The 25,113-nt window shown below is 71.4% G+C and carries 21 protein-coding genes; 9 read left to right on the forward strand and 12 right to left on the reverse strand.

Going from position 1 to position 25,113, the window contains the following annotated elements:
- Window positions 1–228 precede the first annotated feature (228 nt).
- The gene (locus AB0H82_RS06060) at window positions 229–2,580 is read left to right on the forward strand and encodes an excinuclease ABC subunit UvrA (protein WP_362989309.1); all 2,352 of its coding nucleotides are present in this window, start codon (window positions 229–231) and stop codon (window positions 2,578–2,580) included.
- A gap of 43 nt (window positions 2,581–2,623) precedes the next feature.
- Here the strand turns inward: AB0H82_RS06060 and AB0H82_RS06065 are convergent, their stop codons facing one another.
- The 4 genes from AB0H82_RS06065 to AB0H82_RS06080 are packed head-to-tail and all read right to left on the reverse strand — an operon-like array spanning window position 2,624 to window position 7,593.
- A complete protein-coding gene (locus AB0H82_RS06065; protein WP_362989311.1) occupies window positions 2,624–4,138 on the reverse strand; it encodes an acyl-CoA synthetase in 1,515 nt (504 codons plus the stop codon).
- Between the two features lie 42 nt (window positions 4,139–4,180).
- The gene (locus AB0H82_RS06070; protein WP_362989312.1) at window positions 4,181–4,927 is read right to left on the reverse strand and encodes a succinate dehydrogenase/fumarate reductase iron-sulfur subunit; all 747 of its coding nucleotides are present in this window, start codon (window positions 4,925–4,927) and stop codon (window positions 4,181–4,183) included.
- Complete coding sequence (locus tag AB0H82_RS06075; RefSeq protein WP_362989315.1) at window positions 4,924–6,882, reverse strand: fumarate reductase/succinate dehydrogenase flavoprotein subunit; 1,959 nt, start codon at window positions 6,880–6,882, stop codon at window positions 4,924–4,926. Before AB0H82_RS06075 ends, AB0H82_RS06070 begins: the two co-directional genes overlap by 4 nt.
- Before the next feature lie 3 nt (window positions 6,883–6,885).
- On the reverse strand, window positions 6,886–7,593 hold the full coding sequence (locus AB0H82_RS06080; protein WP_362989317.1) for a succinate dehydrogenase: 708 nt from the start codon (window positions 7,591–7,593) through the stop codon (window positions 6,886–6,888).
- Between the two features lie 95 nt (window positions 7,594–7,688).
- Between AB0H82_RS06080 and AB0H82_RS06085 the strand changes: the two genes are divergently transcribed.
- Window positions 7,689–8,564, forward strand: coding sequence for a LysR substrate-binding domain-containing protein (locus AB0H82_RS06085; RefSeq protein ID WP_362989319.1), 876 nt, complete (start codon window positions 7,689–7,691; stop codon window positions 8,562–8,564).
- A 16-nt stretch (window positions 8,565–8,580) separates the two neighbouring features.
- On the opposite strand, the gene AB0H82_RS06090 is transcribed toward AB0H82_RS06085, so the two are convergent.
- The 4 genes from AB0H82_RS06090 to AB0H82_RS06105 form a co-directional block, all read right to left on the reverse strand.
- Entirely contained in the window at window positions 8,581–9,306 is a 726-nt protein-coding gene (locus tag AB0H82_RS06090) for a VOC family protein (RefSeq protein WP_362989320.1), read from the reverse strand.
- Window positions 9,307–9,309: 3 nt separating this feature from the next.
- Window positions 9,310–11,457, reverse strand: coding sequence for an EAL domain-containing protein (locus AB0H82_RS06095; protein ID WP_362989321.1), 2,148 nt, complete (start codon window positions 11,455–11,457; stop codon window positions 9,310–9,312).
- Window positions 11,454–12,266, reverse strand: coding sequence for an SAM-dependent methyltransferase (locus tag AB0H82_RS06100; RefSeq protein ID WP_362989649.1), 813 nt, complete (start codon window positions 12,264–12,266; stop codon window positions 11,454–11,456). The genes AB0H82_RS06095 and AB0H82_RS06100 overlap by 4 nt, the downstream gene beginning before the upstream one ends.
- A 213-nt stretch (window positions 12,267–12,479) precedes the next feature.
- Window positions 12,480–13,454 (reverse strand): SCO0930 family lipoprotein, encoded by a 975-nt coding sequence (locus tag AB0H82_RS06105; protein ID WP_362989323.1) that lies wholly within the window; start codon window positions 13,452–13,454, stop codon window positions 12,480–12,482.
- 278 nt (window positions 13,455–13,732) lie between these two features.
- Between AB0H82_RS06105 and AB0H82_RS06110 the strand changes: the two genes are divergently transcribed.
- Entirely contained in the window at window positions 13,733–14,278 is a 546-nt protein-coding gene (locus tag AB0H82_RS06110) for a hypothetical protein (protein ID WP_362989325.1), read from the forward strand.
- A 15-nt stretch (window positions 14,279–14,293) separates the two neighbouring features.
- Entirely contained in the window at window positions 14,294–15,058 is a 765-nt protein-coding gene (locus AB0H82_RS06115) for a hypothetical protein (protein WP_362989327.1), read from the forward strand.
- A 63-nt stretch (window positions 15,059–15,121) separates the two neighbouring features.
- Here AB0H82_RS06115 and AB0H82_RS06120 read toward each other — a convergent pair whose 3' ends face one another.
- A complete protein-coding gene (locus tag AB0H82_RS06120; RefSeq protein ID WP_362989329.1) occupies window positions 15,122–15,898 on the reverse strand; it encodes a polyprenol monophosphomannose synthase in 777 nt (258 codons plus the stop codon).
- A gap of 217 nt (window positions 15,899–16,115) precedes the next feature.
- On the opposite strand from AB0H82_RS06120, the gene AB0H82_RS06125 reads away from it, so the two are divergent.
- Both AB0H82_RS06125 and AB0H82_RS06130 read left to right on the forward strand, forming a co-directional pair.
- Window positions 16,116–16,328 carry a hypothetical protein gene (locus AB0H82_RS06125; RefSeq protein WP_362989331.1) on the forward strand — a complete coding sequence of 71 codons (213 nt, stop codon included), beginning with the start codon at window positions 16,116–16,118 and terminating at the stop codon, window positions 16,326–16,328.
- Window positions 16,329–16,520: 192 nt separating this feature from the next.
- Complete coding sequence (locus AB0H82_RS06130; protein WP_362989333.1) at window positions 16,521–17,072, forward strand: hypothetical protein; 552 nt, start codon at window positions 16,521–16,523, stop codon at window positions 17,070–17,072.
- Window positions 17,073–17,195: 123 nt separating this feature from the next.
- Here AB0H82_RS06130 and AB0H82_RS06135 read toward each other — a convergent pair whose 3' ends face one another.
- Window positions 17,196–17,690, reverse strand: a complete 495-nt coding sequence (locus AB0H82_RS06135) for a hypothetical protein (protein ID WP_362989651.1) — start codon at window positions 17,688–17,690, stop codon at window positions 17,196–17,198.
- Between the two features lie 444 nt (window positions 17,691–18,134).
- On the opposite strand from AB0H82_RS06135, the gene AB0H82_RS06140 reads away from it, so the two are divergent.
- Window positions 18,135–18,728 carry a class F sortase gene (locus tag AB0H82_RS06140; protein WP_362989653.1) on the forward strand — a complete coding sequence of 198 codons (594 nt, stop codon included), beginning with the start codon at window positions 18,135–18,137 and terminating at the stop codon, window positions 18,726–18,728.
- A gap of 45 nt (window positions 18,729–18,773) precedes the next feature.
- Here the strand turns inward: AB0H82_RS06140 and AB0H82_RS06145 are convergent, their stop codons facing one another.
- Window positions 18,774–19,619 carry a polysaccharide deacetylase family protein gene (locus AB0H82_RS06145; RefSeq protein ID WP_362989335.1) on the reverse strand — a complete coding sequence of 282 codons (846 nt, stop codon included), beginning with the start codon at window positions 19,617–19,619 and terminating at the stop codon, window positions 18,774–18,776.
- A 71-nt stretch (window positions 19,620–19,690) separates the two neighbouring features.
- Window positions 19,691–22,975 carry a bifunctional lysylphosphatidylglycerol synthetase/lysine--tRNA ligase LysX gene (lysX, locus tag AB0H82_RS06150; RefSeq protein WP_362989338.1) on the reverse strand — a complete coding sequence of 1,095 codons (3,285 nt, stop codon included), beginning with the start codon at window positions 22,973–22,975 and terminating at the stop codon, window positions 19,691–19,693.
- Between the two features lie 108 nt (window positions 22,976–23,083).
- Between lysX and AB0H82_RS06155 the strand changes: the two genes are divergently transcribed.
- Both AB0H82_RS06155 and AB0H82_RS06160 read left to right on the forward strand, forming a co-directional pair.
- Window positions 23,084–23,545: a universal stress protein gene (locus AB0H82_RS06155; protein WP_362989340.1), complete on the forward strand. Its 462-nt coding sequence runs from the start codon at window positions 23,084–23,086 to the stop codon at window positions 23,543–23,545.
- A gap of 132 nt (window positions 23,546–23,677) precedes the next feature.
- The gene (locus tag AB0H82_RS06160; RefSeq protein ID WP_362989342.1) at window positions 23,678–25,108 is read left to right on the forward strand and encodes an amino acid permease; all 1,431 of its coding nucleotides are present in this window, start codon (window positions 23,678–23,680) and stop codon (window positions 25,106–25,108) included.
- The last annotated feature ends 5 nt before the right edge of the window (window positions 25,109–25,113 follow it).

The raw sequence follows: 25,113 nt of genomic DNA on the forward strand, positions 1-25,113 counted from the left end.
GGGCATCCCGTCGCATTCCGGTGGCGCCGCGCGGAGGAACGCCCTGCGCAATATCTTCGGAACGCGCACCAATACCATTCCAGAACACGCCTGGATCAGCTGTCGACGCCGCCGTACCGCAATTGCGTCCCCCTATTGCGACACCCCTATTCACCCCTACCGGCTCGCGCGACCGGCCACGGCCTAGGATTGTGGGGTTTGTCCCCGAGCCGCGTACGGAGCCCGACCATGCACAGCCCCCACGATCCGTTCGTACGCGTCCGGGGTGCCCGGGAGCACAACCTCCAGAGTGTCGACGTGGACATCCCGCGCGACGTCCTCACGGTCTTCACGGGCGTCTCCGGCTCGGGCAAGTCCTCGCTCGCGTTCGGCACCATCTACGCCGAGGCCCAGCGGCGCTACTTCGAGTCCGTCGCGCCGTACGCCAGGCGGCTGATCCACCAGGTGGGCGCCCCGAAGGTCGGCGAGATCACCGGACTGCCGCCCGCCGTCTCGCTCCAGCAGCGCCGCTCGGCGCCGACCTCCCGCTCCTCCGTCGGCACGGTCACCACGCTCTCCAACTCCCTGCGGATGCTCTTCTCGCGCGCGGGCCGCTACCCGGAGGGCGCCGAACGGCTCGACTCGGACGCCTTCTCGCCCAACACGACGGCCGGCGCGTGCCCAGAGTGCCACGGTCTTGGCCGTGTCCACCGGACCACCGAGGAGCTGCTGGTCCCCGACCCCTCGCTGTCCATCCGCGAGGGCGCCATCGCCGCCTGGCCGGGCGCCTGGCAGGGCAAGAACCTGCGGGACGTCCTCGACGCCCTCGGCCACGACGTGGACCGCCCCTGGCGCGAGCTGCCGCAGCGGGACCGCGACTGGATCCTGTTCACGGACGAGCAGCCGGTCGTGACGGTGCACCCGGTGCGGGAGGCCGGCCGGATCCACCGCCCCTACCAAGGCACTTACATGAGCGCCCGGCGCTATGTGCTGAAGACCTTCGCCGACTCCAAGAGCCAGACGCTGCGGGCCAGGGCCGAGCGGTTCCTGGCGAGTGCGCCGTGCCCCGCGTGCGGCGGGAGCAGGCTGCGGCCGGAGGCGCTGGCGGTGACGCTCGCGGGCCGCACGATCGCCGAGCTCGCCGCGCTGCCGCTCTCCGGGCTCGCCGACGTCCTCGCGGCGGAGAGGACGTCGTCGGAGACGGCGCGTGTCCTGACCGAGGACCTGCTGGCCCGCATCGCGACCGTCACCGAGCTCGGCCTCGGCTACCTCAGCCCGGACCGCGCCACGCCCACCCTGTCGGCGGGCGAACTGCAGCGCCTGCGCCTCGCGACCCAGCTGCGCTCGGGTCTCTTCGGTGTGGTGTACGTCCTGGACGAGCCGTCGGCGGGACTCCATCCGGCGGACACGGAGGCCCTGTTGACGGTCCTCGACCGGCTCAAGGAGGCCGGGAACTCCGTCTTCGTCGTCGAGCACCACCTCGATGTCATGCGGCACGCGGACTGGCTCGTCGACGTCGGCCCGCAGGCGGGCGAGCACGGCGGGCACGTCCTGCACAGCGGCCCGGTGGCGGAGCTCGCGGACGTCCCGGAGTCGGCGACCGCCCGCTTCCTCTTCGACGAATCCCCCTCACCCGTACGCGAAGTGCGCCCCGCCCGGGGCTGGTTGAAGGTCGGGCCGGTCACCCGGCACAACCTTCGCGAGGTGACGGCGGAGATCCCGCTCGGCGCGTTCACGGCGGTCACCGGCGTGTCGGGCTCGGGCAAGTCCACGCTCGTCGGCGAGATCACCGAGGAGCTGCCGGGGGTCGGCAGGCTGGTCCGCGTCGACCAGAAGCCGATCGGGCGCACGCCCCGTTCCAACCTCGCCACCTATACCGGCCTCTTCGACGTCGTGCGCAAGGTCTTCGCGGCCACGGACACGGCGAAGGAGCGCGGCTACGGCGTGGGCCGGTTCTCCTTCAACGTGGCGGGCGGGCGGTGCGAGACCTGCCAGGGCGAGGGGTTCGTCAGCGTCGAGCTGCTCTTCCTGCCGAGCACCTACGCGCCGTGCCCCGACTGCGCGGGCGCCCGCTACAACCCCGAGACGCTCGAAGTGACGTACCGCGGCAGGAACATCGCGGAGGTCCTCGACCTGACCGTGGAGTCCGCCGCGGACTTCTTCGCCGACACTCCGCCCGTCGTACGCAGCCTGCGCACGCTCCTCGACGTCGGGCTCGGCTACCTGCGGCTCGGCCAGCCGGCCACGGAGCTGTCGGGCGGCGAGGCCCAACGCATCAAGCTGGCGGGCGAGTTGCAGCGCGTCCGGCGGGGCCACACCCTCTACCTCCTGGACGAGCCCACGACGGGCCTGCACCCGGCCGACGCCGAACTCCTCACGCATCGCCTGCACGAGCTGGTCGACGCGGGCAACTCCGTGGTCGTCGTGGAGCACGACATGGCGATGGTGGCGGTCGCGGACCATGTGATCGACCTGGGTCCGGGCGGCGGCGACCGGGGCGGCCGGATCGTGGCGACGGGCACCCCGGCGGAGGTCTCCCGGGCGGAGAACAGCCGTACGGCGCCGTACCTGGCCCGCGCCCTGGGCGGGCAGGGCGACTGACCGGCGGCACGCAGCCCGGCACCGGCGGCACGGCCCCGGCGCGTCACCCGTTCCGGTACGCGTCGCGCAGCCGGGACTTCGCCAGTTTGCCCGTGGGGGTGCGTGGCAGGGACACGGTGAAGTCGACGGTGCGGGGAGCCTTGTAGTGCGCGAGGCGGTCCCGCGCGAAGTCGATGAGTTCCCGTTCCAGTTCCGGGCCGGGTTCAACGCCCGGCTCGACCTGGACGACCGCCTTGACCGCCTCGCCCATCTCCGGGTCGGGGACCCCGACGACCGCGACGTCGGCGACGGCCGGGTGCAGCACGAGGATGTCCTCGGCCTCCTGCGGGTAGACGTTCACACCACCCGAGATGATCATGAAGGCCTTGCGGTCGGTGAGGAAGAGGTAGCCGTCGTCGTCGACGTGTCCGATGTCGCCCGTGGTCGTCCAGTTCGGGTGCTCGGGGTGCTGGGCCGCGCGGGTGCGGGTCTCGTCGCCGTGGTAGCGGAAGGACGGTACGTCGCGCTCGAAGTAGACCGTTCCGGTCTCGCCGGGCGGCAGGACGCGCCCCTCCTCGTCGCAGATCCGCAGGGTACCGAGGAATCCGTCGCGGCCGACGGACCCGGGCTTGCGCAGCCACTCCTGCGGGGTGATGAAGGTGATGCCGTTGCCCTCGGTCGACGAGTAGTACTCGTACAGGACGGGCCCCCACCACTCCATCATCCGCCGTTTGACCTCGACGGGGCAGGGCGCGGCGGCGTGGACGGCGACCTTCATCGACGACAGGTCGTACCGCTCGCGCACCTCGGCGGGGAGCTTCAGCATGCGGACGAACATGGTCGGCACCCACTGACTGTGCGTCACCCGGTGGCGCTGCACGGCCGCGAGGGCCGCCTCGGCGTCGAAGGACTCCATCAGGACGACGGTGCCGCCGAGCGCGGTCACCACGCCGCAGAAGCGCAGGGGTGCCGCGTGGTGGATCGGCGCGGGGCAGAGGTAGACGGTGTCCTCGCCGAAGCCGTACATCGCCTGGAAGACGACGGTGTACGTCGTGGGCTGGTCCCGCACGTCCCCTTCGGGGAGTGTCGGCTCGATGCCCTTGGGCCGTCCCGTGGTGCCGGAGGAGTAGAGCATGTCGGTGCCGAGCGGCTGGCGGTCGGGCGGCACGGGGGAGGCCGCGTCCAGCGCCTTCTCGTACGACCCGTCGTCGAGGCCGAGCGCGAGCTGCGGCCCGCCCGCCAACTCCCTGACACGCATGCCCAGTTCGGTGAGCGAACCGGCGACGATCAGCGCCCCCGCGCCGCAGTCGCGCACGATGTAGGCGGCCTCCTCAGCCGTCAAGTGGTGGTTGACGGCGGTGAGATAGAGCCCGGAGCGCATGGCTGCCCAGTAGACCTCCAGGGCGCGCGGGTCGTTGTCGCAGAGCAGGGCGAGGTGGTCGCCCCGACGCAGACCCGCGGCCCGCAGATGATCCGCGAGCCGCAGGGAGCGTTCTTCGAGTTGTCCGTAGCTGAGGGTCCGTGTGCCGTCGGCGCTGACGACGGCCGTCCTCGCGGGGTCGTACGCTCCCGGATACATGGGTCGCAAGGTACGCGCCCCCCGCGGCGGGCGGAACCGCGCCTATCGGCTGACCTTCCGGGTGGCGCGCAGCCACTCCTTGTTCATCGCGGCGATGGACGGCAGCGGAATGCCCTTCGGGCAGGCCGTCGCGCACTCGCCGGTCAGCGTGCAGCCGCCGAACCCCTCCGCGTCCATCTGCGCGACCATGTCGAGGACCCGCGTCTCCCGCTCGGGCGCACCCTGCGGGAGCACGTTGAGGTGGTTGACCTTGGCCGAGGTGAAGAGCATCGCCGACCCGTTGGGGCAGGCCGCCACGCACGCCCCGCAGCCGATGCACTCGGCGTGTTCGAAGGCGAAGTCGGCGTCCGGCTTCGGCACCGGGGCGGCGTGCGCCTCGGGCGCGGAGCCGGTGTTGGCGCTGATGTAGCCGCCGGACTGGATGATGCGGTCGAAGGCGGAGCGGTCCACCACCAGGTCCTTGACGACCGGGAAGGCGGCGGCGCGCCACGGCTCGATGTCGATGGTGTCGCCGTCCTCGAAGGACCGCATGTGGAGCTGGCAGGTGGTGGTGCGCTCGGGGCCGTGCGCGTCGCCGTTGATGACGAGCGAGCAGGCGCCGCAGATGCCCTCGCGGCAGTCGTGGTCGAAGGCGACGGGGTCCTCGCCCTTGACGATGAGCTCTTCGTTGAGGGTGTCGAGCATCTCCAGGAAGGACATGTCGGAGGAGATGCCGTCCACTTCGTAGGTGGACATCGCGCCGTCGGCGTCGGCGTTCTTCTGGCGCCAGACGCGCAGGGTGAGCTTCATGCGTAGCTCCGCTGAGTGGGGTGGACGTACTCGAAGACGAGGTCTTCTTTATGAAGGACGGGGGCGTCGCCGGTGGCGGTGAACTCCCAGGCGGCGGCGTAGGAGAACTCCTCGTCGCGGCGGGCGGCCTCGCCGTCGGGCGTCTGGGACTCCTCGCGGAAGTGGCCGCCGCAGGACTCGGCGCGGTGCAGGGCGTCGAGGCACATCAGCTCGGCGAGTTCGAGGTAGTCGACGATCCGGTTGGCCTTCTCCAGGGACTGGTTGAACTCCTCGCCGGTGCCGGGCACCTTGATGCGGCGCCAGAACTCCTCGCGGATCTGCGGGATGCGCTCCAGTGCCTTGCGCAGCCCCGTCTCCGTGCGGGCCATGCCGCAGAACTCCCACATGACTTCGCCCAGTTCGCGGTGGAAGGAGTCGGGGGTGCGGTCGCCGTCGACGGACAGGAGGAGGTTGAGCCGGTCCTCGGTCTCGGCGAGGACCTCCTGGACGACGGGGTGGTCGTCGCTCACCTCGTCCTTGTGCGGGTTGCGCGCGAGGTAGTCGTTGATGGTGGACGGCAGGACGAAGTAGCCGTCGGCGAGGCCCTGCATGAGGGCGCTCGCGCCGAGCCGGTTGGCGCCGTGGTCGGAGAAGTTGGCCTCGCCGATCGCGAAGAGGCCGGGGACGGTGGTCTGCAGGTCGTAGTCGACCCAGAGGCCGCCCATCGTGTAGTGCACGGCGGGGTAGATCCGCATCGGCACCTCGTACGGGTTCTCCGCGGTGATCCGCTCGTACATGTCGAAGAGGTTGCCGTACTTCTCCTCGACCTTCTTCTTGCCCATGCGCCGGATGGCGTCGGCGAAGTCGAGGTAGACGCCCTGACCGCCGGGGCCCACTCCCCTGCCCTCGTCGCACACGTTCTTCGCGGCGCGCGAGGCGATGTCACGCGGGACGAGGTTGCCGAAGGACGGATAGATCCGCTCCAGGTAGTAGTCGCGCTCGTCCTCGGGGATCTCGTTCGGCGGCCGCTGGTCGCCGCGCGCCTTCGGCACCCAGATGCGTCCGTCGTTGCGGAGCGACTCGCTCATCAGCGTGAGCTTGGACTGGTGGTCGCCGGTGCGCGGGATGCAGGTGGGGTGGATCTGGGTGAAGCAGGGGTTGGCGAAGTACGCGCCGCGCCGGTGGGCCCGCCAGACGGCGGTGGCGTTGGAGTTCATGGCGTTGGTCGACAGGTAGAAGACGTTGCCGTAGCCGCCGGAGGCGAGGACGACGGCGTCGGCGAAGTACGTGTCGATCCTGCCGGTGATCAGGTCGCGGGCGACGATGCCGCGCGCCCGCCCGTCGACGACGATGACGTCGAGCATCTCCGTACGGGGATGCATCTCCACGTTCCCCGCGGCGATCTGCCGGCTGAGCGCCTGGTAGGCGCCGAGGAGCAGCTGCTGCCCCGTCTGGCCGCGGGCGTAGAAGGTGCGGGACACCTGGACGCCGCCGAAGGAGCGGGTGTCGAGGAGGCCGCCGTACTCGCGGGCGAACGGCACGCCCTGCGCGACGCACTGGTCGATGATCTCGACGGAGATCTGCGCGAGGCGGTGCACGTTGGACTCGCGGGCGCGGAAGTCGCCGCCCTTGACGGTGTCGTAGAAGAGGCGGTGGACGGAGTCGCCGTCGTTGCGGTAGTTCTTCGCGGCGTTGATGCCGCCCTGCGCGGCGATGGAGTGGGCGCGGCGCGGGGAGTCCTGGTAGCAGAACTGGACGACGTGGTAGCCCTGTTCGGCGAGGGTGGCTCCGGCGGAGCCGCCGGCCAGGCCGGTGCCGACGACGATCACGGTCTGCTTGCGGCGGTTGGCCGGGTTGACCAGCTTCGCCTCGAAGCGGCGGGTGTCCCAGCGCTCGGCGATCGGCCCGGTGGGTGCCTTGGTGTCGACGAGCGGCTCCCCCGTCGTGTACGCGGAGTACTCACTGGAGTAGTTCATGGGTCAGCTCACCAGTCCGGTCATGACGGCCACGGGTACGGAGACGAAGCCCAGGGTCAGCACCGCGGCGAGGCCGTTGGCCAGGGGCTTGAGGACGCGGTCGCGGGTCGCGGTGCCCACGCCCAGGGTCTGTGCGGCGCTCCACAGTCCGTGCCGCACGTGGAAGCCGACGGCGACCACGGCGACGATGTAGATGACGTTGCCGTACCAGGTGGAGAAGGTGTCGATGATGTTCTGGTACGGGTGCAGGTGCTCGTAGTTCCCCGGGTGCACGGTGCCGGTCGTCAGGTCGAGGATGTGCCAGACGATGAACAGGGCGAGGATGATGCCGCCCCAGCGCATGGTGCGGGTGGCGAAGCTCGCCTCGCGCCTCTTGTGCACGTACTTCGTGGGGCGCGCCCTGATGTCGCGGCGGCTCAGCTGGTACGCGGCGGTGGCGTGCGCGACGACGGCGACGACGAGCACCACGCGGAGCAGCCAGAGCGTCCACTCGTAGTGCATGAAGGGCTCGCCGACGGTGCGGAGCCAGTGTGCGTAGTGGTTGATCTCCGCGGGGCCGAAGAAGATCTTCAGGTTCCCGATCATGTGCAGGAACAGGTAGAGCAGCATGATCAAGCCGCTCACCGCCATCACCGTCTTCTTGCCGATGGTGGAGTCCCACAGCGTGCGGGTCATGGACGGTCGTTTGTCCGTCCGCGTTGCCAGAGCCATGTCGGAGACGCTACGGCCGAAAGTCCTCATCGGTCCAAGAGATGGTTCGGCTCATCTCCATAGCCTCTCCCTATCGAGGCCCGTACGCTGCAGGTATGCAATTCCAGCAGCTGCACTACTTCGTCTCGGTCGCCGAGACCCGGCACTTCACACGGGCCGCGGAGGCGGTGCACGTCTCCCAGCCCTCGCTCTCGCAGCAGATCCGGGCGCTGGAGAAGGAGCTGGGCGCGGAGCTCTTCAGCCGGGCGCGCGGCAACATCACCCTCACCGACGCCGGCGAGGCCCTGCTGCCGCTGGCCCGCCGGATCCTCGCCGACGCGGACACCGCGCGGATCGAGGTGCAGGAGCTGGCGCAGCTGCGCCGCGGCCGCATCCGCCTCGGTGCCACCCCGAGCGTCTGCACGGGCCTGCTGCCGGATGTGCTCCGCGCCTTCCACGACCGCCACCCGGGCATCCAACTCCTCATCGAGGAGGGCGGCTCCCACGATCTCGTACGCGAACTGGCGCGCGGCGCGCTGGACCTGGCCCTTGTGGTGCTGCCGCTGCCGTCGCCGTCACCCGCCCTGACGACCGTGGAGCTGCTCCGCGAGGACCTGGTCGTGGTGTCCTCGCCGGACTGGCGGGGCCTCGGCGGCTCGGTCCGGATCGCGGATCTGCAGGGTGAGCGCCTCGTGATGTTCCGGCACGGCTACGACCTGCGGGAGCTCACCGTCACCGCCTGCCGCGCCGAGGGGTTCGAGCCCGAGTTCGCGGTGGAGGGCGGCGAGATGGACGCGGTGCTCGGCTTCGTGCGGGCCGGGCTCGGCGTGGCGGTCGTCCCGCGCATGGTCGCGGAACGCTCAGGCCCCGACCTGCGGATGACGCCCCTGGCCAGCCCGAGCCTGCACCGCACGATCGCGCTCGCCCACCGCAGCGACGTGGCACCCCCGCGGGCGGCACGCGAACTCCAGCGGATGCTGCTGGCACGCTGACGCGTGCCCCCACCGCTCACTCCGGGTCGCGGCCCGTCAGACAGTAGGTGCCGCCCGCCGGATCGCGCATCACGAGCCAGTTCGCGCCGCGCGACACGAAGACGGCTCCGTGGCTCTCGTGCCAGGCGCGCACCGCGTCCGGGTCCGAGCAGGCCAGGTCGAGATGGGCCCCGGCGCGCCCGTCCGGGCCGAGACACTGCAGCAGGAGCCGGACCGGGAGCTCCGGGGGCGGCTGCACACGGTGGAACTCGGAGAGGGCGCTCGCACTGGACTCCCACCCCGTGAGCGCCGCCCAGAAAGCGACTTCCCTGTCGTACGCCCCCGGGGGCACGTCCAGGCACACCTGGTCCAGGCGGCTGGTGGCGCCGCCGGGCGCGGCGACCGGTGCCGGGCGGGTCGTCTCGCCCGACCAGGGCACCACGCAGAAGAGCTGCCCGGCCGGCGAGCGCAGGACTTCGAGGCCCTCCTCCGCGTGCACCGCGGCGGCGCCGAGGCCGCGGGCCTCCCGCGTCGTCGCGGCGACGTCGTCCACCGCGAGGTCGAGGTGTGCGCCGGCGGGCCCGGCCACGGCCTGCGCCTTCACGCACGCGTCGGCGGGAGCGTGCGGCAGCAGGGTCGCGAACTCGGCGGCGGGGCCCCGGAGTTCCGACAGGCGCGTGCCGGTGACCGCGGTCCAGAAGGCGCAAGCCCGGGGGAAGCGGTCGCGGGGCCGGTCGATGAAGGCGTACGCCCAGCGGATCACGGGTCAGCCCGTCGCGTCGGCGAGCGCCAGCTCGTGCAGCCGGTCGGGCGGGCCCGGGCGGGCGTAGTACCAGCCCTGCGCCGTGTCGCAGCCGAGCTCCCGCAGCTGGTCCGCCTGCGCGCCCGTCTCGACGCCCTCGACGGTGACCGCGAGGTCGAGGCTGTGCGCGAGCGCGACGATCCCCTCGACGATCTTCAGGTCGACGGGGTCGGCGGGGAAGTGCTGCATGCCCTGCGTGAACGAGCGGTCGAGCTTGAGCACGCTCACCGGCAGGCGGCGCAGATTGGCGAGGTTGGAGTAGCCCGTGCCGAAGTCGTCGAGCGCGATGTCCACGCCCATCTCGGCGAGCCTGCGCAGCGGCTTGAGCAGGTCGTCATCGGCTCCTATCAGAGCGGACTCGGTGACCTCCAGGCAGAGCGCGCCCGGCTCCAGGCCCTCGCGCTCCAGGATGTCGACCGTGTCGGAGACCAGGCCGGGGTGGGTCAGCTGCATGGGTGAGAGGTTCACGTTGACGCGCAGGGGTCCCGCGGCGGCCGCCCCGTCGAGGGGGCGCGCCTCCCACAGGCGGGCCTGGCGTACGGACTCCGCGAGGACCCAGCGGCCGAGCGGCACGATCAGGCCGGTGTGCTCGGCGAGCGGGATGAAGCGGTCCGGGCCGATGACGCCGTGCTGCGGGTGCAGCCAGCGCACCAGCGCCTCGGCGCCGCGCACGCTGCCGTCGGCGAGGTGCACGAGCGGCTGGTACTCGATGAAGAACTCGCCGCGCTCCAGGGCGGCGGGCAGCGCGGTGGTCAGCCCGTGCCGGGTGATGGCGCGCGCGTCGGCCTCGGGGTCGGCGAGTTCGTAGCGGTTGCCGCCCGCGGACTTGGCGCGGTACATCGTGATGTCGGCGCTGCGCAGGACCTCCGCGGCGCCGCGCTCGCCCGCGGGGCCCTCCACGATGCCGATGCTGCCGCGCACGGTCAGCTCGCGGCCGTCGACGCGGATGGGGGTGGCGAGCGCGTTCATGATGCGGCCGGCGAGCTCGTCCACCTCGGTCTCGGTGTCGGGTCCCGTGGTGAGCGCCACGAACTCGTCGCCGCCGAGTCTGGCCACCATCTCGCCGGGGGCGGTCGCGCAGGATTGCAGCCGGTCGGCGACCTCGACGAGCAGCCGGTCGCCGGCCGCGTGCCCGAGGCTGTCGTTGACGGTCTTGAAGCCGTCGAGGTCGAGGTAGCAGAGCCCGAAGCGGGCGTCCGCGCCCGCCGCGAGGGCCTTCTCCAGGCGTTCGAAGAACAGGGTGCGGTTGGGCAGGCCGGTGAGCGCGTCGTGCGTCGCCTCGTACCGCAGGCGGAGGTTGAGCAGGCGGCGCTCGGTGGTGTCCTCCATCAGCGCCAGCTGGTACTGCGGGACTCCGTCCGCGTCGCGCAGCAGCGACACGGTCAGGTTGGTCCAGAGGACCGTGCCGTCGGGGCGGTAGAAGGCCTTCTCCACGCGGTAGTGCTCGCGCTCGCCGCGCACCAGCTCCTCGTACAGCTTCCAGACGTGCGGGGAGTCGTCGGGGTGTGTCCACTCCCCCACGTTGCGCCCGCGGAGCTGGTGCTCAAGGCCGCCGAACATGCGGATCAGCGCGTCGTTGACTTCGAGGATCCTGCCTTCGAGGTCCGCTATCCCGATGCCGATCGCGGCGCCGTGGAAGACGGCCCGGAAGCGTGCCTCGCTGGCGTGCAGGGCCTCGGCGACGGCGCTGCGCGCGCTCAGGGCGGCGCGGGAGATCGCCTCCTGCTCGGCGAGGGTGCGTTCCCGCAGGGCCCGGGCGAAGCCCGCGGCCATGGCGTGCTGGATGCGCGCGGAGCGGGCCCGCAGCGCTTCCTGGGGTCCTTCGCCGCCGCAGTACAGGACGAGGTAGGCGTCGACGCAGTCGAGGGTGCGGCTGAGGGCCTCGGGGTCGGTGCAGTGCGTGCCGATGAGGGCGGCGCCGACGGCCTGGCTCTCCGCCGCGTCGAAGACCCGCTCCTGGAGCGCGTCGTTCAACCGCCTGGCAAGCGGCACCAGTTGCTGCTCGAACTCGGGACGGGTCAGCGAGGTGGCGGTGACGGGGAAGATCGCACGGCTCCAGATGGTGGCGAACCTGCGGAGTCTGCCCTCGGGTCCGTCCTGCTCGCCGCTCAACGCTTCCGTCCCACGCCCGCGAATCCCGAGAAGGAGTACGGGTCCTCCTCCTCGGGCGCGGTGTCGGGCCGCCAGTGCGGCATCGGCACCAGGCCGGGTTCCACCATGTCGTATCCCTCGAAGAACCGCGCGATCTGGTCGCGCGAGCGCATGATCAGTGGATTGCGGATGTCCTTGTATACACCGACGGTCCGGCCGGCTTGCTCGGGGGGGACGGGGATCCCTTCGTACGAGGCGTGGCTGAGGATGACGAGGCTGCCGGGCGCCATCGCGTCCCGCAGCTCGGCGACCGCCGCGTAAGGATCGTACGCGTCCTCGACGAAGTGCAGGACGGCGACGAGGAGGAGAGCCACCGGGCGGTCCAGGTCGAGGACCGAGGTGACCTCCGAACTGCCCAGAATGTCCCGGGGCTTGCGCAGGTCGGCGGCGAGGGCCGCGGTCCCCTCGGTGCCGTCGAGCACGCTGCGGCTGTGGGCCACGGCGACCGGGTCGTGGTCCACGTACACGACGCGCGCCTCGGGGCTGGCCTGGCGCGCCACCTCGTGGACGTTGCCGAACGTGGGGATGCCGGAGCCGATGTCGAGGAACTGGGTGACGCCCCCGGCGACGGCGTGGCGCACCGCGCGCCGCATGAAGGCGCGGTTGGCCTGCATGATCTTCGGGAGCCCCGGCATGTGCTCCATGGCCTCGCGGGCCGCCTCCCTGTCCACCTCGAAGTTGTGCGAACCGCCCAGGTAGTAGTCGTAGATGCGGGACACGCTGGGCATCGAGATGTCGATGCCCGGCGGTGCCCAGGCGGGACGCTCCATCAAGACTCCAAGGTAGGGGGCGGCACGGGCGATCCGGTGTTCGAGGGTGAGGCTACTGATCGTCCGCCAAGGGAGCGAGTCAAACCGGAAATTGGTCGTCCGTTCTCGGTCACTGCCTTTGGCAAGTGCCGTATCCCACACGTACGACCGGCCCGCCCCCTCCTTGTGATATGGGAGGGGACGGGCCGGTCTGTCCGAATGCCGTGCGGGCGGCTAGGGAGCGCCCACTGTTTTCCCCGTGGGGCTCGCGGCGTACCAAGTGCCGCCCACGCCCTGGCCGTTGGTGTCGCCGGGCTTCTTGTCGCCGGCGAAGGTGTACAGCGGCCAGCAGTCGATCGTCTGCTGCTTCTTGCCGTCGGGCCGGTTGAAGACGGTGTAGCCCTTCTTGAGGATCCCTCTAGTGGCGCTCTGGTCCACGGGCTCCACGACGGGCCACTTGTCGAGGCAGGCGCCGGTGCAGGCCGACTTCATCGGCCAGGCGGAGTCCTTCGTGAAGCGGTAGACCGTCATGCCGTTCTTGTCGACGACGATCTCGCCGAGCTTCGGGTCCTTGCGGGTGGACAGGCCCGCGGGGTCGACGGGGGCGGTGTCGGCCGCCGGTGCGGCCTTCTTGCCGTCGGGGGCGGCCGCGAACCAAGTGCCGCCCACACCCTGCCCCTTGGCGTCGCCCGGCGCGGTGTCCTTCGCGTACCGGTACATCGGCCAGCCGTCGATGGTGAGCTGCTTGGTGCCGTCGGTGGCGGTGACCTCGCCGAGCAGGGACTCGTCGACTCCCGGCGGGGCCTTGGAGCCGTCGGCCGCGACGACGGGCCAGGCCTTCAGACAGGCCGCGTCGCAGTTGGACCTGGGCGGCTGGGCGGTGTCCTTGTCGAAGCGGTAGAGGGTGCGGCCCGCGCTGTCGGTGACGACCTCGCCGAGCTTCTTGCTGTCCCACACCGCGAGTTGACCTGCGGACTTCGCCTTGGCGCCCGCGCCCTTGTCCGCGGCGCCGAAGTCCTCCCCGTAGGCGTCGTCCGCGCCGTAGCCGTCGCTCTTGGCGGGTGCTTCGTTGCCCACGTTCTGCCCGTTCGGAGACTGGTCGCCCTTCTCCTGACCGCACGCCGTCGTCAGCGCCAGCAGGGCCGCGGCTGTCGCTACGAGCGAGGCGTTCCGCCAGGCCCGGGGGGAACCCCCACTTGGATGCAGCATCCTTGACTCCCAGTGTCAGCACAGGTGTTGTGGCGCCCTTTTGCGTCACACATGGCCCTAGGTACGGGCCGGGACGGCCGTCGCGTTCAACCCCGCCGCAAGATTCTTTGTGCGCCGCGGGGCGGCGTGGGCGGCGGCGCTCGCGGTCGAACCCCTGTCGGGGGCGCGTCCTTCCTTCGGGTCATTCATGGGCTTCGTGGGCGTGCCGAGGGCGTGCGCGGCTCATGCTCCCCGTCGTGCACGGAACTCCACGAGCCTTGTCGCCTCTGGTCACCCGCGTGTTGGCGCTGGTCGGGCTGGCGTTGCTGCTCGCCGCGTCGACGGCCGTCGGCTCCGCCTCCGCCGACAACTGCGGGTACGCGTCGATCAATCAGAACGGTGGCGCCTCCGGCGGCGACAACGTGGCCGTCTCGGGCGACGGCGCCGGCTGCTGGGCCGGGCCCACCCACCACCCGAAGCCCAAACCCCCGCCACCACCTCCACCTCCACCTCCCCCGCCACCGCCGCCGCCCCCACCACCGCCGAAGCCGCCCGCCCCTGAGCCACCTCCGCCGCCGGCTCCGGCACCGCCGCCGGAGCCGTCCGCGCGGCCCGCGGCACCCCCGCCCGCGCCGCCCCCGCCCGCCGCCGCGCCGGCATCAGAGCCGAAGCCCGACCCGAAACCCTCCGCCCGCCCCCCGAAGGCCCCCGCACCCGTGAAATATCCGGAGTACAAGGCCCCGCCCCGCAAGCAGGCGCCCCGCCACGGCCCGTCCCTCGTCTCGCTCACCCTGCTCATCACGGCGCCCGCGGTGCTCGCCGTCGCCGCGCTCCGCCCGCGCTGACCGCCGGAGGTCTCCATGTCGGAATGGCTTGTTCTCACCCTCGCGATGGTGGCCGCTTGCGGTGTTGTGCTCATCGTGACACTGCTGCGCCACCGCAGGACCGGCGCGGACTACGACGCGTCCGAGACCCCGGACGTCATCGAGTACATGACGATGATGATCGGTGTCGTGTACGCCATCGTCCTCGGTCTGGCCATCGCGGGAGTCTGGGAGGCACGCGGCGCCGCCCAGGAACACGTACGCCTTGAGGCCCAGGCGCTGCACGAGGTCTCGGAGCGGGCGCGGATCTATCCCGAGGAGATCCGCGACCGTATCCGCGCCGATGTCCACACCTATGTCAGCCATGTCGTCACCACCGAGTGGGACACCATGAGGTCCAAGAACGAACTCACCGACCGCGGCTCGGACCTCCTGGCCCGCGTCCGGCACGACGTCACGGACTACGAACCGAAGACGGACTTCGAGGCGCAGGCGTATCAGCCGCTGGTCGACTCGGTGGCGGCCGCGGACGACGCGCGCAGCGCCCGCGCGGACAGCGTCGGGGCGACCATGCCCGCGGTGGTGTGGTTCGGCCTGATCACCGGCGGCCTGGTCACCATCGGCATGCTCTTCGCCCTGCAGATCCGCCGCACACCGCGCGAACTGGTCCTCGCCGGGCTCTTCTCCGCCCTGTTCGCCTTCCTGCTCTTCCTCATCTGGGACTTCGACGCGCCCTACAGCCGTGGTGTCGCCGCGACGGCGGAACCGTTCCGGGCGCTGTTCCCGGATCTCGGGGGCTGACCGGGCCCGCCCTGCTCGGCCTTCCTACTCGGCCGCCGGGGCGCGGGGAGCCCGGCAGGACCGTCAGCTCCCCGCGCCCCGGCGGCCGAACCGCAGTTTCCACGGGGTGATCGCCGACTCCGCCTGCACCCGCAGACTGAGCTTCGACTCGCCGTTGGCGCGCTCTTCGAAGGTGATCGGCACCTCGACGATGCGCAGACCGCGGCGGATCGCGCGGTAGTTCGTCTCGACCTGGAAGGAGTAGCCGTTGCTCCGCACCGACGGCAGGTCGATCGCGGCCAGCGCGGTGGCCCGCCACGCCTTGAAGCCGGCCGTGGCGTCCTTGACGCCGAGCCGCAGGACGGCGTTGACGTAGAAGTTCGCCCAGGCGGACAGCGCCTTGCGGTGCCAGGCCCACTCGGTGGCGAGCGCGCCGCCCGCCACATACCGCGACCCCAGTACGACGGCCAGGTCGTCGCCGCCCGCGAGCAGGGTGCGCACCATGAGCGGGAGCGCCTGCGCCGGGTGCGAGAGATCGGCGTCCATCTGGACGACCACGTCGGCGCCGTCGGCGAGGGCGCGGGTCATGCCGGCTACATAGGCACGGCCGAGGCCGTCCTTCTCGGCGCGGTGCAGGACGGTGACCGTCCCCGCCGACTCCGCCGCGATCCCGTCCGCGATGTCACCGGTGCCGTCCGGCGAATTGTCGTCGACCACCAGGACGTGAAGGTTCGGCAGCTCCAGCTCCCTGAGCAGGCCGACGAGAAGGGGCAGGTTCTCCCGTTCGTCGTACGTGGGGACGACCACCACGACCTTCGGGGAGGCCGCGTCAGCGGCCCGGGACACCTGTTCCACGTTCATTCCCCCGTGCGATTCTCCGTTCGGTCGGCACCACACTACGACAGGGATCTTGAAAGTACGCCAACACCTGGGCGTGGGCGGCCTGTTGGGGCGCGAGCGACGCCTGGCCGCACGTCCCGGTCGGAGAGGCCCGGCCGGGACGCGCGATGCCACGGACCGACGCGCGTTGGCCGTGAACCGCGCTGCGCCGCGCCTCCGCAGGGCGCACTCTGGTGACATGGCCTGGCAGTCACCGATCGTCGTCCATCCGCCCGCCGCCGACGGCGGACGACGCGTCACCGTGCGCGGACGGGAGGTGGGCGTCGCGCGCAGCGACCACGAGCTGACGGAGCTGCTGCGGCGCGCGGGGCTCGGCGAGGCCGACATGGCGCTCGACGACCCGCACCTCGTCGAGTGGCGGGGCGGACCGCACGTGTGGGCCAAGGCGTGAGGCAGCCGACGGCCAGGACGTGAAGCCGCCACGCCGTCCCGTTCCCTCGCCCGGCCCACACGATTGCCCCGTTCGCGCGACACGGATCGCGCGACCCCTGGCCACTATCTAGCGTTTCGGGCATCGAGGTGCATTTCAGGCATCAGCGGAAGAAGGTCCGCAGCTGCTCCTCGTGGACCCGGAGGATTCATCATGCGCGCGATACGCGTCGCCTCGGCCGCCCTGCTCACCGCTTCCGCCCTCACCCTCACCGCTCCGACCGCGTCCGCGTCCGCCCCCACAGGCGAGGAGAACGTGACCGCGTTCGGCTTCAGCATCACCCCCAAGACGGTCGCCGCCGGCGGGCAGGTGACCCTCAACGTCGACGGCTGCGACGGCGAGACCAAGGTCACCTCCGGAGTCTTCGACGACACCACCATCCCCAAGGGGCAGAAGTCCGCCACCGCCCACGTGTTCTGGGACGCGAAGCCCGGCGCGATGTACGAGGTGACGTTCACCTGCAACGGCAGCAACCCCGGCAGCGACAAGGCCGACCTCACCATCGCCACCGGCCGCCCCGACAACAACACCCGCCCCGACGGCAACACGCACCACAACCCGCAGAAGGGCGTCAAGGCCGGCGTCGGCGGCAGCCTCGGCGGACTCGACCTGCACGAGATCGCCCTCGGCGGCGCCCTGATCCTGGGCACCCTGGGTGCCGCGTACTACAAGACGCGCCGCCGCACCGGCGAGGGCAACTCCTGACCCGCGCGCTCCGCACCCGCGCGCCGCGGCGCTTCGCCCCCGGGCGTCTCCAGGACCCGAGGGCGAAGGACGGTCACCTGCCGGGCACGGAGCGGAAGGGGGTCGCGCCGGCCCGGCGGGAACTCAGATCTTGTTCTCGGCGCGGCGGCGCATCCAGAAGACCCCGCCGCCGACGAGCGCCGCCGTGACCAGGGCACCGCCGATGGCCATGTCGGTGCCGGTGGCCCCCGAGTTCGTGCTGCCGCCGAAGCCGCCGCGCACACCGCCGTGGATGACGGTGAACGCCGCCGGCCGGGTCAGCGTCTTGCCGCCGCAGTGAGCGGTGATGTCGTACGCGCCGGGGTGGGTGTGCGAGTGGACGATCGCGGTGGCGCTCGCCGTGGTGCCGCCCGCGATGCTGTGCAGCTTCGCGTCCGGGAAGGCATGTGAGGTGATCTTGCTGCCGGGCGACTGGCAGGAGGATCCGTCGACGGTCACCGTCAGGTGGCCGCCTCTCGGGATCACGCTGGGCATCGCCACGATGTTGGTCGGGTCGGCCCACGCGGACGCGGTCGGGGCGGCGAGCCCGACGGCCCCGACGGCCACGGCGGCGACCGCGACGGCACGAGTGGTCCGCATACGAGAAGTACGCATGGCAATCCTCCGCGGAAGGCGCCCCGGGGATACCGTCCCCGGTCGATCGGCGAGAGCGCCTCCCAGACTGACCCTCAGATGCCTAGGTCAGGCCCGCATTTCGGCGCTCGGCCGTCCTGGTGAGACGACACGCCGGGGCGCGTCCGCGCAACCCGACATCACCGCAGGTCACGGACCGTCAGAAATTTCCTGCCCGGGGCGACTCGGATGGCGCACCCCGGCCCCGGAGCCACCCGTTCGCTCCCGCCCTTTCGCACGCCGCGCGCCCCGCGCTTAGCGTTTTGGTACGCGCTACGGACGCGGCACGTCTGCCGCGTCGAGAGGGGATAGAGAATGCCTTCGCCCCAGCCGGCCGACGAGTTCGAATTCCAGGATCTCCAGGGTTTCCAGGAGGACGAAAAGCAGCGGAAGCGCGCCCCGTGGGGTGTGATGGCGCTTGTCCTGCTGACCGGTCTCGCGCTGATCCGCAATGGTTCCGGGGAATTCGACGTGGGACCGCCGCAGCCCGCGTCCGCCGCCGCCGCGGACCGCGCGCCCGAGTCGGGTGACGGAGCTCCCGCGCCCCTGACGTTCTCGCCCGCGGAGCGCATCCGCATCAAGGGCATTCAGGTGGACGCGCCGGTCATGCAGGTGGGGCTGGATTCCGAGGGCTGGGTGGACGCGCCGCCGCCGGGGGACCCGAACCTCGCCGGCTGGTTCACCGGCGCCGTGTCACCGGGCGAGACGGGCACCGCCGTGGTGGTCGGCCATGTGGACAATCAGCAGGGCCCCGCCGTCTTCTACGGCCTCGGTTCGCTGAAGAAGGGACAGCGCGTCGAGGTCGAGCGCAGGGACAAGCAGACGGCCACTTTCGAGATTTACGGCGTCGAGGTGTTCGACAAGGACAATTTCCCGGGCGAGCGGGTCTACGGGAACAGCGGAACTCCGGAATTGCGCGTCATCACCTGCGGCGGCGGATTCTCCAAGCACGCGGGCTACGACGGGAACGTCGTGGTGTTCGCCCGCCTGGTCGCCGGGAGCTGATGCGGACCGGGCCGGGTGGGTCAGGTCAGGCCAGGCCAGGTCAGGTCAGGTCAGGTGGGGGTGCGGCAGCGTGATGCGGTATCCGGAGTCCAGGAGTTCCGGAAGGTAGCTGCGCAGCGCCTCGACGCTGCCCGAGCGGTCGCCCCCCGCGTCGTGCGAGAGCACCACGACGCCCGGTCCCGCGCCCGCGCGCACGCGTCGCACGATGGTCCGCGCGCCGGGTTCGGTCCAGTCGAGGGTGTCGACCGTCCAGGCAAGGGGCTCCATGCCGAGTTGGGCGCCCAGCTGGAAGGCGTTGCGGTTCCACGCTCCGTAGGGGGCCCGGAACCACTCCGGGGGCATGCCGGTCACTTCCTCGATGACGTCACAGGTGCGCTCGATCTCTTCGCGCATCGTGGCCCTGCCGAGGCGGGGCAGCAGCGGGTGGCTCCAGGTGTGGTTGCCGATTACATGCCCGTCGTCGGCCATCTCGCGCAGCAGGTCCGGGCTGTCGGCGGCCATCTCGCCACACACGAAGAACATGGCGCGGACGTCGTACCGGCGCAGGGTCCGCAGGATGCCCGGGGTGTAGCGCGGGTCGGGCCCGTCGTCGAACGTCAGCACCATCGACCGGTCGCGGCCCGGCATGCGCAGGATCGGTGCCTTGCGCACGTGGGACAGGGCCCGCGTGTGGCGCTGCGGGCCGCTTCCCGCGATGGGCCGCAGGCGGTACGCGGAGGGCTTGAGGGCGCGTGCGGCCTGCGGGCCACCGGCGGGCGGCCCGCCGGTGGCGGTGGGTCCCGGCGTGGCCGGTCCTTCCGTGCCCGCGCAGCCCGCGACGGTGGCGAGCCCGAGGACCGCGGCGGCGCGGAGCAGCACCCGACGCCTCGGCGACAGCTGATCGTCTTTCATGACTAATCCGTCGCATGGCCGACAGCCCACCCCGAACATCAACACCCGCGGCGGGCCCCGAAAGCACCCGATCAGACGCGGCGGACGAGGGGGAAGGGGAGGGTCTCCCGGATGGTGAGGCCGGTGAGGAACATGACGAGCCGGTCGACGCCGATGCCGAGGCCGCCGGTGGGCGGCATCGCGTACTCCAGGGCGTCGAGGAAGTCCTCGTCGACCTCCATGGCCTCGGGGTCTCCCCCTGCGGCGAGCAGCGACTGGGCGGTGAGGCGGCGGCGCTGCTCCACGGGGTCGGTCAACTCCGAGTAGGCGGTGCCCAGTTCGGTGCCGAAGGCGACGAGGTCCCAGCGTTCGGCCAGGCGCGGGTCGGTGCGGTGCTGGCGGGTGAGCGGGGAGACGTCGGTCGGGAAGTCCTTGTAGAAGGTGGGCAGCTCCGTCTTCTCCTCGACGAGCCGCTCGTACATTTCGAGGACGACGTCGCCGCGGCCGTCGTCCGCCGTGTACGGGACGGCGGCCCGGTCGCAGAGCCGGTGCAGGGTCTCCGTCGGGGTGTCCGCGTCGATCTCCTCGCCGAGCGCCTCGGAGATCGCGCCGTGGACGGTCTTGACCGGCCAGGGCCCGGAGATGTCGTGCTCGACGCCGTCCTTGTACGCCACGGGTCCGCCGAAGGCCGCGGTCGCGGCGCCCTGGATGAGTTCGCGGGTGAGGTCGAGCATCACGTCGTAGTCGGCGAAGGCCTGGTAGGCCTCCAGCATCGTGAACTCGGGGTTGTGTTTGTGGGAGACGCCTTCGTTGCGGAAGGTGCGGCCCATCTCGAAGACCTTCTCCATGCCGCCGACGCAGAGCCTTTTCAGGTACAGCTCGGGGGCGATGCGCAGGTGGAGGTCGAGGTCGTAGGCGTTGATGTGGGTGGTGAAGGGGCGGGCGTTGGCGCCGCCGTGGATCTGCTGGAGCATCGGCGTCTCGACCTCCAGGTAGCCGCGGTCGAGGAGGCCCTGGCGCAGGGCCTGGACGGCGGTGGAGCGGGCCCTGACCACGTCGCGTGCGCCGGGGCTCGCGACCAGGTCGAGGTAGCGGCGGCGCACCTTGGCCTCGGGGTCCGTGAGTCCCCGACGTTTGTCGGGCAGCGGGCGCAGGCACTTGCCGGTGAGGCGCCAGTCGGTGACGAAGACGGTGAGCTCGCCCCGGTCGCTGGTGCCGACCGTGCCGGTGGCGGTGATGTGGTCGCCGATGTCGGTGCCGGTGGTGAAGCGGTTGAGGGTGTCGGAGCCCGAGGTGGCGCGGGTGAGGGCGAGCTGGCGGTCGCCGGACCAGTCGCGCAGGACGGCGAAGACGACGCCGCCGAAGTCGCGTACGAGCATGACGCGGCCGGCGACGGTGACCTGATCGCCCGTCATGCCGGGGTGTATGTCGGCGAGTTCGTGGGTGCGCGGGGGCAGGCCGACCGGGTAGGGGTCGATGCCCGCGGAGCGCAGCCGGTCGAGTTTGCGGCGGCGGATGCGGATCTGTTCCGGGAGCTTCGACGTGGGGTCGGCGTCGGCGGTGTCGTTCCGGCCCGCGAGGCCGAGCGCGGCGATCGGCGGGAGGCCCTCGGTGGTGGCGGGCCGGTCGACGCCGCGGGGCTTGTGGCCGTTGCCCCACAGCTTGCGCAGGGACGGTACGGAGACGAAGCCCTCGGCGATGCCGGAGGCCAGGCTGATGCGGGCGAGGGCGCCGCTGTCGCCGTAGCAGATGAAGCGCGGGTACCACTCCGGGTGGTACTTGGCGTTCGAGCGGTAGAGCGCTTCGAGCTGCCACCACTTGGAGAAGAACAGGAGCAGTCTGCGCCACAGCCGCAGCACCGGGCCCGCGCCGATGCGGCCGCCCTCCTCGAAGACCGAGCGGAACACGGCGAAGTTCAGCGAGATGCGGCGCACGCCGGTCCTGGGGGCCGCCGCGCACAGTTCGGCGACCATGAACTCCATGACGCCGTTGGGCGCGGTGCGGTCGCGGCGCATGAGGTCCAGGGAGATGCCGTCCCTGCCCCACGGGACGAGGGAGAGCAGGGCGAGGAGCCTGCCGTCGGCGTCCAGGGCCTCGACGAGGAGGCAGTCGCCGTCCTCGGGGTCGCCGAGCCGGTCGAGGGCCATGGAGAAGCCGCGTTCGGTCTCGGTGTCCCGCCAGGCGTCGGCCTTGTCGACGATCTCCTCCATCTCCTCGTCGGTGAGCGTGGAGTGGCGGCGGATGCGGGCGGTGGCGCCGGTGCGGCGGACGCGGTTCACGGCTTGGCGGGTGACGCGCATGTCGCGGCCGTCCAGGTCGAAGCCGGCGACGTGCAGGATCGCCTCGTCGCCGAGTTGCAGGGCGCCGAGCCCGGCGCGGGCGTAGGCGGTGGCGCCGTCCTCGGACGCGCCCATGACCGCGGGGGCCCAGGCGTACCGGCGGGCCACGTCGAGCCAGGCGCCGATGGCGTGCGGCCATGCCTCGCGGTCGCCGACGGGGTCGCCGCTGGCCAGGCAGACGCCGGCCTCGACGCGGTAGGTGACGGCGGCCTTGCCGCTGGGCGAGAAGACGACGGCCTTGTCGCGCCGGGTGGCGAAGTAGCCGAGGGAGTCCTGGTCGCCGTAGGCGCCGAGGAGGGCGCGGATGCGGGGTTCCTCGTCGCCGTGCAGGGCCGCTTCCATGCGCTGGGAGCGGAAGAGGGTGGCGGCGGCGTTCAGCAGGGCGAGGGCGCCGAACAGGCCGAGCCAGAAGTGGAGGGTGCGCGGCGGGGTGCCGTCGAAGTAGTCGCTGCCGTGCGGGAGGCCGCCGCAGACCCGGTTGACCGCCCAAAGCAGGCGTTCACCGCGCGGGAGCGTGCCGGGGAACAGCTCGACGAGGCCCCAGCCCACCAGGACCGCGATGCCGAGGCCGGCGACCAGGACGGCGACGGCCCGCCAGACGGCGCCGTGCCGCGAGTCCGCGGAGAATTCGGCGCGGGCGAGGAGCAGCACGACGAAGGCGGCCCCGCAGACGACGAACGAGGGCAGGCACTCCGCCCAGAAGCCGAGCGCGGCGCCGACCACGTCGGAGACGAGCAGCAGGCCCAGGTAGCTGACCACGAGCCACCACGCGACCTTCTTGCGGGCGGCGGTGGCGGCGGCGAGCAGGAAGAGGAAGACGGCGTACGCGAGGTTCGCGCTGACCGGGACGGTGACGAGGTCCAGGAAGCGGATGACGGGCATGAGGAGGCGGCGCAGCGGCGCGACGACGGCGAGGACCGCGCAGAAGACGCCGAGGGCTCCGAAGAAGGCGGCGAACCCTTCGGGGACGCGGCCGAGGAAACCGTCTCGGGAGCGTATCCGCCCGCCGGGCGCGGGCGCCTCCGTGCTGACAGTCATGGGCACGACTCTAGGAAGAGGTGCGCCGGGGCGCGCGCCGAGAGCGGCGGGACGGGGCACGACCGCCCGGAACGCGGGCGGTACGACTGCCTCCGCTAACCTCTCGGCGTGAGTGCAGACCAGTCCCAGCAGTTCGAACGCGGCACCGACGGGCCCAAGGTGATCGTGGTCGGAGTCGATGGCTCCGATTCATCGCTCCGCGCGGCGGCATATGCCGGAGGCCTGGCGCGGCGGCAGCGGGCCCTGCTCGCCGTCGTGTACATCCAGCCGGTGCTCGCCGCGGGCGCCGCGTTCGGTGTGCCGGTCGCCGAGACCACCGACGAGATCGCCGAGGGGCTGATCGCGGAGATCCGGGCGGCGACGGAGCGGGTGAAGGACATATTCGACGTCCGGTGGGAGTTCCACACGTTCCGCGGCGACCCCTACACCGGCCTGGTCACCGCCGCGGACGACCTGAAGGCCGACGCCGTCGTCGTCGGCGCCTCCGAGCAGGCGGGCCACCGCATCGTCGGCTCCGTCGCCGTCCGGCTGGTGAAGGCCGGGCGCTGGCCGGTCACCGTGGTCCCGTAGCCCCGCGCACCTGAATGGCCCCCGGCGTGACGACGCCCCGGACGGCCGGGGTGTGGCGTCTTCCGTCGCGCCCCGGGCTGGGCCATCATGATCCGCCATCAGCCGACTGCCGTCTGCGAAGAGGTGGAGATCATGTCGGGACTCCGGATGGGACAGGGCGTGCTGCGCCGCAAGCCCATCGAGCACATCGACGAGACGGAGACGGGGGCGGGCGGCGGGCTCGCGAAAACCCTCGGCCTCTGGCAGCTCACCGCGATCGGTGTCGGCGGCATCATCGGGGCCGGCATCTTCAGCCTCGCCGGCGCCGTGGCGAACGGCACGGCGGGCCCCGCGGTACTGATCTCCTTCCTGATCGCGGGGGTCGCGAGCGCGGCCGCCGCCTTCTCGTACGCCGAGTTCGCGGGCATGATCCCGAAGGCCGGGTCGGCGTACACCTACGGTTACGTGGTGCTCGGCGAGCTGACCGGCTGGTTCATCGGCTGGGACCTGCTGCTGGAGTACACCGCGATCGTCGCGGTCGTCGCGATCGGCATCTCCGGCTACTTCGGCTTCCTGGTCGAGGAGCTGGGGGCCGAGCTGCCGAGCTGGATGATGGGCGCGCCGGGCACCGGGGACGGGCACAAGGTCGACCTCTTCGCCGCGGTGCTGTGTCTGTTCATCGCGTATCTGCTGACCCTCGGCATCAAGAACGCCGCGCGCTTCGAGATGGTCGTGGTGGTGCTGAAGGTGGTCGTGGTGCTCGTCGTGATCGCGGTCGGCTTCTTCCACATCGAGACCGGCAACTACGAACCGTTCTTCCCGTACGGGGTCAGCGGCGCGTTCACGGGTGCGGCGACCGTCTTCTTCGCCGTCTTCGGCTACGACGCGATGAGTACGGCCGCGGAGGAGTCCAAGGACGCGCAGCGGCACATGCCGAAGGCGATCCTCTACTCCCTCGCCATCTCGATGGTCCTTTACGTGCTCGCGTGCCTGGTCCTGACGGGCATGCAGAGCTACCAGGACGTCGACCCGGAGAGCGGCTTCTCCACGGCGTTCAAGTCGGTGGGGCTCGGTGGTCTCGCGGACGTCATCGCGGTGGGCGCGATCATCGGCATCCTCACGGTGATGTTCACGTTCATGCTGGGCTGCACCCGAGTGTGGTTCAGCATGTCGCGCGACGGCCTCCTTCCCAAGTGGTTCGCCAAGACGCACCCGACCCGGCACGTGCCGACGCGCGTGACCTGGATCGTGGGGGTCGCGTCGGCCGCCATCGCCGGGTTCCTGCCGATCGGCGAGGCGGCCGAACTGACCAATATCGGGATCCTGTTGGCGTTCGTGGTGGTGTGCGTCGCGGTGATCGTGCTGCGCTACAGGCGCCCGGATCTGCCACGCACCTTCCGCTGCCCGGGGATGCCCGTGGTGCCCGCGATCGGAGTGGTGTTCTCCATCTGGCTGATCACGTTCCTGCAGTGGCAGACGTGGGTGCGGTTCGCGGTGTGGTTCGCGCTCGGTCTCGTCGTGTACTTCGGGTACTCCTACCGGAAGTCGGAGCTGGCGAAGGCGGAGCGCGGCACCGGGGCGTGACGCGG

Source organism: Streptomyces sp. NPDC050732, from assembly GCF_040654255.1.
In the GTDB taxonomy this organism is placed as follows: Bacteria; Actinomycetota; Actinomycetes; order Streptomycetales; family Streptomycetaceae; genus Streptomyces.

Excerpts from the sequence above, each read along its gene's own strand:
- AB0H82_RS06145 (WP_362989335.1), bottom strand. The coding sequence starts at position 19,619 with ATGAAAGACGATCAGCTGTCGCCGAGGCGTCGGGTGCTGCTCCGCGCC.
- AB0H82_RS06135 (WP_362989651.1), bottom strand. The coding sequence starts at position 17,690 with ATGCGGACCACTCGTGCCGTCGCGGTCGCCGCCGTGGCCGTCGGGGCC.
- lysX (WP_362989338.1), bottom strand. The coding sequence starts at position 22,975 with ATGACTGTCAGCACGGAGGCGCCCGCGCCCGGCGGGCGGATACGCTCC.
- AB0H82_RS06115 (WP_362989327.1), top strand. The coding sequence starts at position 14,294 with ATGTCGGAATGGCTTGTTCTCACCCTCGCGATGGTGGCCGCTTGCGGT.
- AB0H82_RS06085 (WP_362989319.1), top strand. The coding sequence starts at position 7,689 with ATGCAATTCCAGCAGCTGCACTACTTCGTCTCGGTCGCCGAGACCCGG.
- AB0H82_RS06065 (WP_362989311.1), bottom strand. The coding sequence starts at position 4,138 with ATGTATCCGGGAGCGTACGACCCCGCGAGGACGGCCGTCGTCAGCGCC.
- AB0H82_RS06070 (WP_362989312.1), bottom strand. The coding sequence starts at position 4,927 with ATGAAGCTCACCCTGCGCGTCTGGCGCCAGAAGAACGCCGACGCCGAC.
- AB0H82_RS06160 (WP_362989342.1), top strand. The coding sequence starts at position 23,678 with ATGTCGGGACTCCGGATGGGACAGGGCGTGCTGCGCCGCAAGCCCATC.
- AB0H82_RS06060 (WP_362989309.1), top strand. The coding sequence starts at position 229 with ATGCACAGCCCCCACGATCCGTTCGTACGCGTCCGGGGTGCCCGGGAG.
- AB0H82_RS06120 (WP_362989329.1), bottom strand. The coding sequence starts at position 15,898 with ATGAACGTGGAACAGGTGTCCCGGGCCGCTGACGCGGCCTCCCCGAAG.
- AB0H82_RS06080 (WP_362989317.1), bottom strand. The coding sequence starts at position 7,593 with ATGGCTCTGGCAACGCGGACGGACAAACGACCGTCCATGACCCGCACG.
- AB0H82_RS06125 (WP_362989331.1), top strand. The coding sequence starts at position 16,116 with ATGGCCTGGCAGTCACCGATCGTCGTCCATCCGCCCGCCGCCGACGGC.
- AB0H82_RS06100 (WP_362989649.1), bottom strand. The coding sequence starts at position 12,266 with ATGGAGCGTCCCGCCTGGGCACCGCCGGGCATCGACATCTCGATGCCC.
- AB0H82_RS06075 (WP_362989315.1), bottom strand. The coding sequence starts at position 6,882 with ATGAACTACTCCAGTGAGTACTCCGCGTACACGACGGGGGAGCCGCTC.
- AB0H82_RS06130 (WP_362989333.1), top strand. The coding sequence starts at position 16,521 with ATGCGCGCGATACGCGTCGCCTCGGCCGCCCTGCTCACCGCTTCCGCC.
- AB0H82_RS06140 (WP_362989653.1), top strand. The coding sequence starts at position 18,135 with ATGGCGCTTGTCCTGCTGACCGGTCTCGCGCTGATCCGCAATGGTTCC.
- AB0H82_RS06105 (WP_362989323.1), bottom strand. The coding sequence starts at position 13,454 with ATGCTGCATCCAAGTGGGGGTTCCCCCCGGGCCTGGCGGAACGCCTCG.